The organism is Nocardia sp. NPDC102475, assembly GCF_055584605.1.
In genome coordinates this window covers 1-12,600 of record NZ_JBVJLS010000005.1, presented here as the reverse complement: position 1 = coordinate 12,600, position 12,600 = coordinate 1, and the positions used below count along the sequence as shown (strand labels likewise).

Annotated in this window: 9 protein-coding genes; 4 read left to right on the top strand and 5 right to left on the bottom strand. The window is 65.7% G+C overall.

Translation table 11 applies throughout. The annotated features are described in order from the left end of the window. Nucleotides 1–16: 16 nt before the first annotated feature. The 3 genes from ACZ60G_RS10650 (at nucleotide 17) to ACZ60G_RS10640 (ending at nucleotide 4,052) form a co-directional block, all read left to right on the top strand. Nucleotides 17–652 (top strand): hypothetical protein, encoded by a 636-nt coding sequence (locus ACZ60G_RS10650; protein WP_465809206.1) that lies wholly within the window; start codon nucleotides 17–19, stop codon nucleotides 650–652. A 122-nt stretch (nucleotides 653–774) separates the two neighbouring features. Further along, nucleotides 775–2,496 carry a dynamin family protein gene (locus ACZ60G_RS10645; RefSeq protein WP_465809204.1) on the top strand — a complete coding sequence of 574 codons (1,722 nt, stop codon included), beginning with the start codon at nucleotides 775–777 and terminating at the stop codon, nucleotides 2,494–2,496. 134 nt (nucleotides 2,497–2,630) lie between these two features. After that, entirely contained in the window at nucleotides 2,631–4,052 is a 1,422-nt protein-coding gene (locus tag ACZ60G_RS10640) for an Hsp70 family protein (protein ID WP_465809202.1), read from the top strand. Here ACZ60G_RS10640 and ACZ60G_RS10635 read toward each other — a convergent pair. Beyond that, nucleotides 4,047–5,525 carry a dynamin family protein gene (locus ACZ60G_RS10635; protein ID WP_465809200.1) on the bottom strand — a complete coding sequence of 493 codons (1,479 nt, stop codon included), beginning with the start codon at nucleotides 5,523–5,525 and terminating at the stop codon, nucleotides 4,047–4,049. The two genes, ACZ60G_RS10640 and ACZ60G_RS10635, sit on opposite strands and share 6 nt — an antisense overlap. A gap of 546 nt (nucleotides 5,526–6,071) precedes the next feature. On the opposite strand from ACZ60G_RS10635, the gene ACZ60G_RS10630 reads away from it, so the two are divergent. Continuing rightward, nucleotides 6,072–6,734, top strand: coding sequence for a chymotrypsin family serine protease (locus ACZ60G_RS10630; RefSeq protein WP_465809198.1), 663 nt, complete (start codon nucleotides 6,072–6,074; stop codon nucleotides 6,732–6,734). Between the two features lie 29 nt (nucleotides 6,735–6,763). Here ACZ60G_RS10630 and ACZ60G_RS10625 read toward each other — a convergent pair whose 3' ends face one another. The 4 genes from ACZ60G_RS10625 to ACZ60G_RS10610 form a co-directional block, all read right to left on the bottom strand. Beyond that, a complete protein-coding gene (locus ACZ60G_RS10625) occupies nucleotides 6,764–7,327 on the bottom strand; it encodes an FHA domain-containing protein (protein ID WP_465809855.1) in 564 nt (187 codons plus the stop codon). A gap of 385 nt (nucleotides 7,328–7,712) precedes the next feature. Further along, nucleotides 7,713–9,347 carry a tetratricopeptide repeat protein gene (locus ACZ60G_RS10620; RefSeq protein WP_465809196.1) on the bottom strand — a complete coding sequence of 545 codons (1,635 nt, stop codon included), beginning with the start codon at nucleotides 9,345–9,347 and terminating at the stop codon, nucleotides 7,713–7,715. Continuing rightward, complete coding sequence (locus ACZ60G_RS10615; RefSeq protein ID WP_465809194.1) at nucleotides 9,344–11,164, bottom strand: ABC transporter permease family protein; 1,821 nt, start codon at nucleotides 11,162–11,164, stop codon at nucleotides 9,344–9,346. Before ACZ60G_RS10615 ends, ACZ60G_RS10620 begins: the two co-directional genes overlap by 4 nt. Then, nucleotides 11,161–12,453 carry an ABC transporter substrate-binding protein gene (locus ACZ60G_RS10610; RefSeq protein WP_465809192.1) on the bottom strand — a complete coding sequence of 431 codons (1,293 nt, stop codon included), beginning with the start codon at nucleotides 12,451–12,453 and terminating at the stop codon, nucleotides 11,161–11,163. The genes ACZ60G_RS10615 and ACZ60G_RS10610 overlap by 4 nt, the downstream gene beginning before the upstream one ends. Nucleotides 12,454–12,600: the final 147 nt, after the last annotated feature.

Below are 12,600 nucleotides of genomic sequence, written 5' to 3'. Positions count from 1 at the left end.
CCCATTCGAAGACATCATGAACCAGCTCGGCGGAGCCGCGGGTTGCGGTGGCGCCACGACGGATCCGCAGGATACGACCGCACAGCTGAGCCAGGGATTCGACGACATCATGAATCAGCTGGGCGGGATTCCCGGCCTCGAACAGCCGCAGGGGCCGATTGAAATTCCCGGCCTCGAACTGCCGGTTGACCAGCAACCGGTGGATCAGCAGCAACCGCCCGCGGACCAGCAACAGCCTGTCGACCAGCAGGCGCCTGTCGACCAGCAGGCGCCTGTCGACCAGCAAGCACCCGTCGACCAGCAACCGATCGACCTGCAGTTCCCCATGGACGAGCCGCCCATGGACCAGCAACAGCCCGTCGACCAGCAAGCACCCGTCGACGAACAGCCGATCGACCTGCAGTTCCCCATTGACCAACAGCCGCCCATGGACCAGCAACAGCCCGTCGACCAGCAGGCACCGATGGATCAGCAACCTATGGATCAGCAACCGATCGACGATATGTCCATGGACGACGGCCTGCCGACCGATGACGTCTACAACACGGGTTCCAACGGCCTCGGCATGGGCGATGGGACCGAAGACATGTTTTCCGAGGGGCCCTTGGCCGATATCGGTGACACCATCGCCGACGCCATGGACATGTTCTGAGCATGCGAGCCGATCAACTACCGACTGGTGGATCGGCCGCTGCCGTCCCGCCCCTGTTCGATTGGTTGATCCGACTCGCACAGTCGGCGGACCGGGAAGACCTGCTCGGCACCCTCCGATCAGTGCGACGCCGATCCGCCGACGCTGCCATGCGGGTCGCCGTTGTCGGATTGCGCCAGCAGGGCAAGAGCCAGCTGATCAATGCCCTGCTGAACGAGCAGGTCTGCGTGGTCGGTGACCGTCGAGCAACCTCGGTGGTCACCGTCGTCCGGCACTCGGATGAACCGGTCGCGCAGCTCGTCGTCGAGATGCCGCACGCCGAAACTCCCGTCGCGGCTGCACTGCCGTTCGGTGAGTTGCAATCCGATCTGGCGAAGTCCGCGCACGCGCGAGGCGGCCAGGTGGTGTGCGCGGAAGTCGGCATCGATACCGCGACGCTGCCGAATGGTCTGGCCCTCATCGACACCCCGGGGGTCGGCGGCATCGGCCAGCGGCATGTCCCGCGAGTATTGAACGAGGTGGCGCTGGCGGACGCCGTCATCATCGTCACCGACGCCAGCCAGGAGTTCACCGAACCCGAATTTCGATTCGTGCAGCAGGTGATCGGCCTGTGCCCCGCGGCCGTCATCGCGTTGACCAAGGTCGACATATATCCCGAATGGCGCCGAATCGCGGACGCCGACAGGCGCCACCTCGCCGTTGCCGGAGTCGGCTGCCGAATCATTCCGGTTTCGTCGACGCTGCGCGGCCACGCGGTGCGCCTGCGCGACAAGGAACTCAATGCCGAATCCGGCTATCCCGACCTGCTCGCGTTCCTGCGCACCGAGGGTCTCGCCGACATCGCAACCAAGCGGCGCATCCGCATAGCGCGGGAGATCGAGTCTGTCGCGCACCATCTGACCGTGCCGTTCGAGGCGGAATTGAATGCGCTGCGGGACCCAGGGTTCCAGCATCGAATGGCCGAGGAGCTGAAGGCGCACAAGGAGGTGTCGGATGCGCAGGTGAAGTCGGCGCGGTCGTGGCAGCAGGTATTGACCGACGGTGTCGCGGATCTCAATTCCGAGATCGACCACGACCTTCGGGAACGGCTGCGCAGCATCAACAAGCACATCGAGTCCGAGCTCGCGGAAGGCGATCCGGACAAGAAATGGCCGGTGCTGACCGAGTGGGTGCAGGAAGAGGTGAGCGCAGCGGTCGGCGACAATTTCGTCTGGGCCTACCAGTCCGCTCAGGCACTGGCCGAGCGGGTGGCGGCATCGTTCGCGGTGGACGGCGACGGCGTCGATCTTCCGGTGCTCGAGGCCATCTGCGAGGGCGACCTGATCGACCCACGGCTGCAGATCGATGAGCTGCGCGATATGAAGGTCTCGCTGGCGGACCGGGGCCTGACCGCGGTTCGCAGTGGCTATAGCGGCGCGATGATGATCGGCATGGGCGCCACCATGGTCGGCGCGGCGATGATGAACCCGATCACGATCGGAGCCGGGGTCGTGATCGGTGTGAAGGCCTACCAGCAGGACCGCGCCGGACGACTGGCCCGCCGCCGCAACATCGCGCAGCTCACGCTCCGAAAGTACGTCGATGACGTGTCCTTCCAGGTGCACAAGCTCTCTCGTGACCGCCTCCGGAATATGCAGCGGGAGCTGCGCGATCACTTCAAGGAATCTGCCGAGCAAGCCTTGGCGTCACTACAGAGTTCGATGAAGGCAGCACAGGACGCTGCGGGCATGGAGCGCGCCGCGCGGGAAAAGCGTGCGGCCGAGGTGGAGCAGAATTTGGCCGCGCTGGCCAGGGTTCGCGAAGGCGCTGCCCGGCTGCGGACCGTGCAGTCGCAGCGAACGTAGCCGATTCCACCTTGGGTGAACGAACCTCACCCCATGCGGGGTCCGGTTCACCACTCGGGGATATGGCCGACGATCCGTCTGTGCGGGAGATTTATAAGAGCAAATCCCCAGCGACCATCAACCGAGAGGTATGCATGTCCGGCAGTCTTGGCATCAAGATCGGCACGGCCGATTTCGTCACCGCAGCTGACGCGGCGTCCGGAGGCTCCGAGCGGCGCGCCCCACGTCCCCAGACGACCCAGCACCATGCGACGTTGATCATGACCCAAGGCATGGCGCCGACGCTGTCTCCGATCGGCAGCGGTACCCGTCCGGCGCACATGGGGCTGGTGGTCACCGGATTCGTGGACCGCGTCGGCGACCCGATCGATCTCGTCGCCGCCGACGGTTCCGCCCATCGGCCGGAGAAACTTGTCGCCAGCGCCGTCCAGTACCTGACGCGGTATTCGGCCGGTGCGTTCACCGGGCCTCCCACCATCGCGGCGACATATCCCAGCTACTGGCAGCCACAGGGCGTGCAGGCGCTGCGTGAGGCGCTCGACCGGATGGACATGGCCGGTGTGGCACTCGTGGACGAGGTCGGATCGATCCTCGCTCGTGTCGAGTCGACACGTGGGCTGCCTTCGGACGGCGCCGTCGTCGTGTACGACCTCGGCGGCAACGGCCTCAGCGTCTCCATGGCCCGCGGTACCGAACAGATCGGCAGAACGGTCCGGAGCGCGGAATTCGGTGGCAAGCACATCGATGACGCCATCTTGCGGCACGTACTCCGAGGCCTGGCTGGGGAACTCGGAGACATCGATCTCGCGGCGCCCGCCATGCTTGCGCCACTGAACGATCTGCGGCTGCGCTGCCGGCAGGCCAAGGAGACGCTTTCCACCGAAACCGCCGCGGTGATCGAGGTCGAGCTGGGACCTGTGCGTCACGACGTGCGACTTGTCCGCTCCGAGCTCGAGGATCTGATCAGAGAGCAGGTTGTCGAGTCCGCCGGACTTGTCCGAGAAGCCCTGCGCACCAACGACATCGATGCCGGGGATGTGCGAGCAGTAGTGCTGGCCGGTGGGGCGTCGGCAACCCCGCTCGTCGCCGAGGTGTTGTCCACGGAGTTGCACGTACCGGTAATCGCGGAACCCGATCCCGGCCTCACATCGGCGAATGGCGCTGCTCTGCTGGCGCGTTCTTCGATAACTGCCGCCCCGTCGGCGCCGGTGCCGCCATCGATGCCGGCACCGACACCCGGTACCCCGCCGCAAGCTCCGGAACCGCCTCGGTCCGCCGAGCCGGTCGTGAGCACGCCGCCGGTGGACGTCGCATCCGCGAGCCCGGTGGCGCCGGAATCAACCGGAGGTGGCAAAAAGGTCGGCAGTCGACGTCGTAAACAAGCACTTCTCGCAGCGGCGGCGATTGCGACGCTTGCAGCGGCGATTGTCGGAATTGTTTCGCACAGCGCACCGAAGACCGAGCCGCAGCCCGCGGTAACCGAGCAGGTTACCGACACGCCTTCACCTGCTGCGACAACCACGCAACTCCCCTACCCCACCAGGCATGTTTCATAAGCAGTTCCGCCGCAACTCGCTCAGCACGCCTTCGGCGCTGCGGGCCGCCACAATGCAGGCATTGGCGGTGAACTGATCCGCGAGCGGGTGTTCGGCCCGGGATCGCCATCGTCTGATTTCCGCCAATGCGACGTCCTGGCCCACGCCCCCGACCGCGAACGGTTCGATTCCCAAGCGTTCGGCCGGTCCGGTCCCGTGACCGCCGATCACCCGTTGCAGATCAGTGAGTTCTTGTTCGGACAACACCGTCTCGGTCGAGCGGAGCCGACTCAGGAGTCGGAGTTCTTCGAAGCCGTGCACATTCGCGAGCAGCGTCGCGACTTCCCGGCAGAGCGGTGCGGCCTGCGCGGCCGGATCGGCGGCGAATATCTGCCGCAGCATCAGCAGCGCGGTATGTGCCTTCAATTCGTCCGCCCGCTGGCCGAACTGAATGTCGATGACCCGCTCGAGTTCGCCGATGCCGCTGCGTGCGATCAATTCGTCGACCAGAGCCGCCGAATCGCTGGTACCGGACCGTAATCGAGTCAGTGCCATGCCGATTCCAAATAACCCCAGACGTCTGACGAGGTGCTGTCGCGCCGCGGAATCAATCGGCAGATAGTCGGCTCGCTGGAATCGATCGGCCGAGAGCATGGCCAATTCCAGGTCGGCCGGTGCGACCGTGGCAAGCTGGCGAAGGGCCACGAACTCGCTCTGTCGAAGAGTTTTCGCGGTAAAGGCGAGCAAACCCGCAACAGGTACGGCCGCCTGGCACAGGCCCGTCGTTTCCAATTCGCGCGTGAAGTCTTTGGCGGCCGCGCGGGCGGAGTGCATTGCGTCCGGACGGCCCGCACCGAGTTCGTCGGCCCGCGAGAGGACGCCGACGATTCCGAGCGGACCGGCGTTGCCGCCGACGTGCTCGCCGATCTGACGAATCAGTGCGAGGTCGGAATCGTCGAGCGAACGAAACAGATAGACCACCGCATCGGCTCCGGCGGAGCCGGTGTCCGGAGTCAGCAACCGCAGTGTGCGCGCGGACACGTCCCTCGACAATGACGTGGTTCCGGGGGTGTCGATGATCGTGGTGCGTGCGAGGCGGGGCACCGGCCAGTCGACGTCGATTCGCTCGACCTGCGCGGCTATCAGCTTGCCGAGGTCGAACGTCAGACCACCCTCGACTCGCTGTATCGGTACATACTCGGCCCGGCCGCCCGCGAGCCGGGCGACGACCGTCGGCGTGGCACCGTGCCGGTACCAGGTCACGACGCGGGTGCATTCGGTGGCGTCGGTCGGGGCGATATCTTGGCCGACCAGTGCGTTGAGCAGTGTCGACTTTCCGGCTTTGACGGCACCGGCCAATGCGATGCGCAGCGGTTCGTGCAGCCTTCGCGCGCCCTCTTCGAGGCGAGCGGTGGCGGCACGGTTACCGAAGTAAACGCGATGGGCAGCCTCGATGATTCTGTCGACCCTGGCGATCGGCGCCGCGGTGTTCATATCGGCACTCGGGTAATCCGCGTGGTTTCACCCATACCGAACATCATCGCGCCACCGAATCCGCAGCGCGTGCCTAACACTCTTTATCTACGATGACGTGCTCCGATGGCCCGGGGCGACGGCTCGCGTCAGCGAGGTGTGAGTGTTTCCAACCCGGGGGATGATGATCTTCCGCGCACTCTGCGAGAAGAGTTGGTGGTGTTCACCTGCGGGAAGCCTTCGATGGACGAGGGCGTCCCTGAAGCTCAGTTGAAGGAAACCATCATGAACAGCACCAAAATTCGCGCAGCCGTAGCCGCGGCAGCGCTCGCGCCGATGCTTGCTCTCGGGTCAGGCGTTGCTACCGCCGCTCCCGCCCCGGCCGCTCCCCCTGCGCCTGTCCAAGTGGCACCTGCCTCCGAACAACTCCCCCCGCAGGTCGAGCCTGCCATTTTGTGGTGGAACCCGTTCCTGTGGTGGGTCTGCTTCGTACCGCCGATCTTCCCCTTCGGTACGGGCGTCTGCCTCGTATGACCGGATAGTTGCAGCTCAGCGATTGGATCGGACATGTTCAGGAAGCTCGCGAGGGCTGCGGCTGTGCTCGCAGCATGCGCAGCGCCGGCCGGGGTGCATGTAGGCACTGCGCATGCCGCCGACCCGTCGGTACTGGGCGGCGGTTCCGGCATTATCGTCGACGACCAGGGCGTCTGCACGCTCACCACGATCGGGCACGATGGCGCGGGTCGGCTGGTCGGGTTCACCGCAGGTCATTGCGGTGATGCGGGTACCACGGTGGTTGCCGACGCCAACCGTGACGCCGGCGTCGTGGGCACCTTCGCCTACGCGAACAACGATATGGACTACGCCGTCATCGTGTTCGATCCGGACAAGGTCGTACCCGTGAACCGTGTGGGCAACACGACGATTACCGGATTGGGTGGTCCGGCGCAGTTCCCGGACGTCGCGTGCAAGGAAGGCTATACCACGGGCCAGACCTGCGGACTGGCCTACGGAGATGTGTACCAGACCAACACCTGGACCTGGACGCAGATATGCGTCCTTCCCGGTGACTCCGGCGGCCCGGTCGTGGTCGGCACAACGCTCGTAGGCATGGTGAACGGATACCTGAGGGTGCCATGCCTGGGACCGCAACTCGGCGCGAATATTGCCGCCATCATGGACGACGTCGATGCGCGCGGTGGGATCGGAGCGGGTTTCCGGCCGATCTAGCTGTATCACCGCACATTCCAGCCGAAGTCCTATCGCCCGTGATGATTGACGATCACGCCGCTGTCGAGTGCGCGCTCAACCAGAAACATGCGTTTTTTGTTCTGTGGGAAGGATTCGACGTCGAATATTTTGAACAGCGCCCGCATGTGAGTCTTCACCGTGGCGACGCTCAGGCAGAGTTCGTGTGCGATCTGCCAGTTCGATGCGGGGTAGGTGAACCCGGTCTCAGCGTCGTACGGGCGACATAGTGCCTCGAGAATCAGATACTGAGCGTCGGTCAACGCAGTCCGCGCCGGCAGACCGGGCTGGGCAATCGTTCGTTCGTCCTCGGATGAGTGACCGTCTGTGAAGATGAATACCGATTTCCCGAGCCGAATCGTATCGCCGGACTCGAGTTTGCGATATCCGCCGACCCGCTCGCCGTTGACGAAGGTCCCATTCGTCGACAGCCCATTATCGATGACGACCCAGCAGTCGCTCACCCGCTTGATTATGGCGTGCAGACGCGAGACGGTCGCGTCGGCGGTCACGGTGATATCGGCCGCCTCCGAGCGCCCGATTGTCGTACTGTGCGTGCCGTGATCGAGTGGAATCTCGCGCCAATTTCCGTAGCCGATCCGCTGGGACAGCGTGCCACCACCGGCTGACTGATGCCGCGCACGCTCGCCTGCGTCTGGATAGGGTCCGTGACGCAGTGCCTGTTGTCCGTATGACGTGGACATGATGCGTCTTTCCCGATCCGAGGTACGTCATGAACTGCGGGCACCGATTTATAAGATCAGAATGCGCCCTTCGAGCCGCTCAATGTAAGAATTCAACTAACTTGGTATGCGGGGTGGGGGCCTGATGGTTCCCGAGGTCTCATTTTCAAAAATATTCCGGACTGTAAGTCCGGCATCCAGATGTCGGGTTGATCGTTCGGTCGCAACTCTTGCCGGAGCGACACCGGCTGCCGAGTTCCTGCGTCGGTGCCCCCGGCTATTGCGGATCCGGGGCGGGCAGCGGCCAGCGATCCACGGTATGCAGTCTCGAACCGGCTTGGCGCGCATAGTGTTCGGCGTGCAGGGCATCGGGGTGCAGGCGGCGGGCCGCGACCAGCCAGCCGCCGGCCTGCCGGAGAACTTCGGCACGGGTGAGCGCAGGGTCGTTACCCAGCAGCAGACCACCGTATTCGGGGGCGAGGACCACCGCCGATCCGAGGTGCTGCAGGCAGCGGCCGGTACCGAGATCGTCTTCGAGCTCGCGGTAGGCGGTGAGAGCGGTTTGCCAATGCCGCAGGGCCCGGCGGGGTTCACCGCGGGTCCACCAGAGGACGCCGAGTGTCTCGCGCGTCTGGGCACGGCCATCGGGGTCGCGGCCGTCGCGGGTCAAGGATTCGGCCAATTCCAGGCGGTCCTGGGCGGCGTCGAGCCGACCCTGATGTAAGTGGACGACGGCCAGGTTGATCAGCGCGCAGACCACTGCGGCCAGATCCGCACGCGGCAGCAACCACCAGGCGGCTTCCAGTTGTTCGGCCGACTTCGACAGCACGGTCGGACTCGGCGGCGCGGTGTCGAGTCGATTCAGTGCTTCGTAGTGCGACCAGCGCGCGGCCAGACTGGTGGACAGGGCGCGTGGACGATATTTCGGCGGCCGTCGGCGCAGGCGGCGGCCCGCCCGAATCGCGGCCAGCTCGCCACGCAGCGGGAAATCACCGGAATCGGTGAGATCGCACAGCGCTTGGGCAACGCCGTAGGCGTTCTCGGGCAGCCCCTGCCTGGCATACCAGACGTCGAGGGCGTCCGCGATTCTGGCGAGTTCGTGTACCGCCGCGGTCGGAAGCCGCGTCCCCGGATCCGGGAAGAGCGTGCGCAGATATTCTTCTTCCGCTTCGAACCAGCGGCGCGCCCCCTTGGCGAAACGAACCGTTTCCAAGGCGAGCGCCCAGCGGTTGGCTCGGTCCGCATAATGGTGCAGCAGTGCGGGTAACGCCGCCTGCCAGTGTGGTCCGCGGACGACCTCCGCGGCGAGTGGCAGCTTCGGAGCTTTGCGCAGGCAGTATCGGTCGGCGCCGAGATATTCGATGATCCCCCGCATCTCCAGGTCTGCCAGCAACAGGCTCGCGGTGCGCCCGTCGGGTGCGGAATCCGAGGGCAACCGGGTCGGCGCCTCGAGGATGGCCGACAGCACCGCGAGCAGAGCGGCTGTCTCGAATTTCTGAACAGGCAGGTCCCGCAGTGCCGCGAGGACGGGTTCGTGATCGAATTCGGCAAGCTCTTGCGGCCGATCGCGACAGCTTCTGGCGTCGACGAAGCGCACCGGCTCGCCCGGTTCGACGAGTTCGGCGATCAGGGCGAGTTCCCTTTCGGTGCGCACTCTTTCGCGAAAGAGGTCTACGCGCCGGTAAGCCACATACGCGCCGGCGCCCAGCACGGCAACGATGGCGAGCCCGCGCAGCAACCCACCGATCACCTTGACGACATCGCTGTCGCCGAGGGAGTTGACCACGATATTGCGACCGAGTTCGAGTACCAGCGCCCACGCGACGACCCCCGCGGTGCCGAGCACGCCCTCCCAGATCGACGAGCGCGGCGTGCTCTGCTGCGGCGCCTCGTATCCGCGTGGCGCCGTCACGACAGCGTTCCGCCGGTCAGTCCTGGTACCAGCCAGCGTCGCCACGTGACAAGCAACATCAGCACAGGCAGCACGGCCGACAGCAGCGATCCGGCCGCCAATTCCGCTGCGTTCTCGTTGAATTGCCGTGCCTCGCCCCACAGCAGCAGTGACCAGGGGCTGGCACCTGCGCCGTTCATCATCAGGCCGATGAAGAAGTCGTTCCACACCTGGATGAATTCCAGTACCGCGACCGCCATCACGGCGGGGCCCGCCGATGCCAGCAGTCGCCGCGTAACGGTGCCGGGACTGGCCAGCCCGTGCAGCGCCGCATCGGCCGGAGTATCCGGCGGGGCCAGCATCGCACCGCGCAGGATCAGGATCGCGATCGGCAATCCCGCGGCGGCGTGCACGAAGATCAACGGAATCCTGGTTCCGGACAAGTTGAACGTGTCGATGAACGCATCGAGGGAACCGAGGTAGCTCTGCGCGGGCAGCACCGACAGGACGACCAGGGACGCCACCGCGATCCGCGAGACCACACCCTCCTGACGTCCCGCGGCCAGTCGATGCGCCACCGGAAGTGCGGCTGCCACCACGACGATCGTCGCCAACCCGGCCACCAGCAACGTCGTCTGCCATGCCGCACGGAAGGATTCGTCGCGCCACATGCCGGTGAGTGCGGAAAGCCCGAATCCCTTGGGACCGTTCAGACAAACGGCGATCAGCACCAGGATCGGTACCAACGCGAACAACGACACCACGGCGATCCCGATCGCGCGCACCGGACCGATGCGGCGACTGGCATCCACCGGCGGCGAAACCGTCGCGTAGGTCTGCCCGCCGCGCTGCCCGCGCATGCCGGTCCGCGGCAGCCAGGCCACGAAGCCGACCAGCACCGCCAACGGCAACGCGTACGCCGCGGCGACACCCGCGCCGGGATCGCCGTCGGTGGCCAGTCGCCACCACTGCACGGTCGCACTGTCGAGCTGGTACTGCATCGAACCGGGTACCCCGATCAGCACCACATCGAAGACTCTGGCCCCGGCCACCGCGACGACCAATCCGAGGATGAGCAGGATCGGACGCACCAACTCCAGCAGACGCAGCAGCGGGAAACGCTTTCCCTGCCCGTGCAGATAGCCCGACCGCACCGGATCCGCCTCGATGGCACGGATATCGGCGCGCAACAAACCGGTCAGGAAGCCCAGCCAGGTCCACAGAAACGCCGAACCCAGCATCAGCGCGAACCAGATCCGGTACCCGCCAACGCTTTCGATGCCGAACCAGGCGGCGAGATGTTGGAAGATTATCCGGAAGGCGACACCCGAGACGAATGCCGAGATACCGAACGGCACGATCAACGGCGCCCACAACCTGCGCGAATCACGTGACAGCCAGGCGATGCCGACGGCGACGAGCAGCAGGACCAGACCGAAGACGACCCACAGCATGGTCAGCAGGTACGCCCATCGTCCGTCGCCGGCCAGGGCGTCGGCGAGCAACCAAAGCCCCAACGCGATGAGCACGGCGCAAACCGTCAGTACCGACTGGCGTGCCCGGCTCGGCGATCCACGCCTGCGAATCAGGGTGAAAGCAACGGCTCCACAGGCAACAAGCATGCAGGAGAACACGATTCGCGGACGCGCGGGCACCGCGATCGCCACCGTCCACACCGCGGGCGCTACCAGCAATGCCGCAATCAACCCGACCGCCAGCAGACCCGCCCAACCGAGCCAGCGATGCGGCCGCCCGCCCGGTATCAGTGGGCCGCGCATCCGGCGAGTCGCGAGCTCGATGCGCAATCCGTTGGCACGGAAGTCGGCGACACCCGTCATCGGCGGCTCCGCTCGAATCCGTCCAGTGCGGCGATCGCGCGATCGATCGCGGCATCCGGCCGCTCGGCGGCACCGTCACCGATCGCGACGAGAAAGTCGGTCAGTATGCGCCACAACCCGTTACGGCCGCCCACCGCTCCCAGCTGATCGGACAGATCGAACGCGCTCCATGGGCTCTGCGAACGCGCGATCGGTTCCAGCAATGCCGAATAGCGCACGGTGGTCCGGGTATTCGGGGCGATGAAGCCGCCGTCGCCCTGAATCCAGGGCAGCGGCGCCTCTGGCGCGGCCAGCGCCGCCACCACCTCATCGGCGCGCGAGCCTGCGTATCTGGTCACCACCATGACATCGCCGCCCACAATCCGTGGCCGTTCACCACCGAGACCGGTGACCGAGAACGGTGCGATACCGACCACCTCCTCAGGCCGTCGCCCTGAGGCTCGAAGGCACTCCCGGACAACGGGTTCGGCAAAATCCGGCGCGATCACCATGGCGGCGCGGCGGTGCTCGAACACCTCTCGAATCGCGTCCGGGAACTGACGGGTCAACGCCACCGCGACGCCGCCCGCGATGGCATGCCGTCGGCCCCACAGCCGCGCGAGATTCCCGAACGTCGCGTGCACGGCAGGGCGGTCCCAGACGCGCTCCCGCGTGGCGGTCGTCAAATCGTCATAGGTGCGCGGAGATTCGGCCCGCAGCACATTCTCGAAGACATCGGTCAGTACCCAGCCGTCCGCCGCGGCGAGGGCGAGCAACCGGATCGGCGTACCCGCCAGCACCTCGATCCGGTCGACCCAATCCGCGATCGTCCACTCGGCGGGGTCGCCGAGGTGGTACTTGTCGACGGTCTGCCGGTCGTACCAGACCAGTGACTTGTCGGCGGCCTTGAACGGCACTCCGTACGGTTTTCCGTTGTGGTACAACAGCTGTCGCCACAACTCGGGATATCGCGCCCCTTGGTCGTCGGTCCACAGCGCATCGGGGACCGGCCGAAGCTTACCGTCGTCGACGAGTGCGCGAACCTGACCAGCCTGCGGCAGCAGCACGATATCCGGCGCCGACTTCCCGCCCGCGCTGAACGCGGTACCGACCTCGTCGCCCATCGGGATCACATCCACCGATCGCGCGAACGGCGTCGGCTCCAACACCTTCCGGAAGGCAGCCAGCTCCGCCCCGCTCCACGACACCCCGATCCGGATCGACCCGGAATCGCCCCACAACAGCTGCGGCGCACACGCGGACAGCGGCAGCACCCAACCCGCTTGCAGCAAAGCTCTTCTCGTCCCCATGCTCCCCCAACAGAGCGGTGATGGTGTCGCCGAGGATTATTGCATCACGCTGCTAGGGAGTGTTTAAGAAGTGAGTTGATGCCGGTGTCGCTGCCACGAAATCGCTTGTAGGCGTTAGGTGTTGGCGTGTCGCTGCCGGGAGATGGG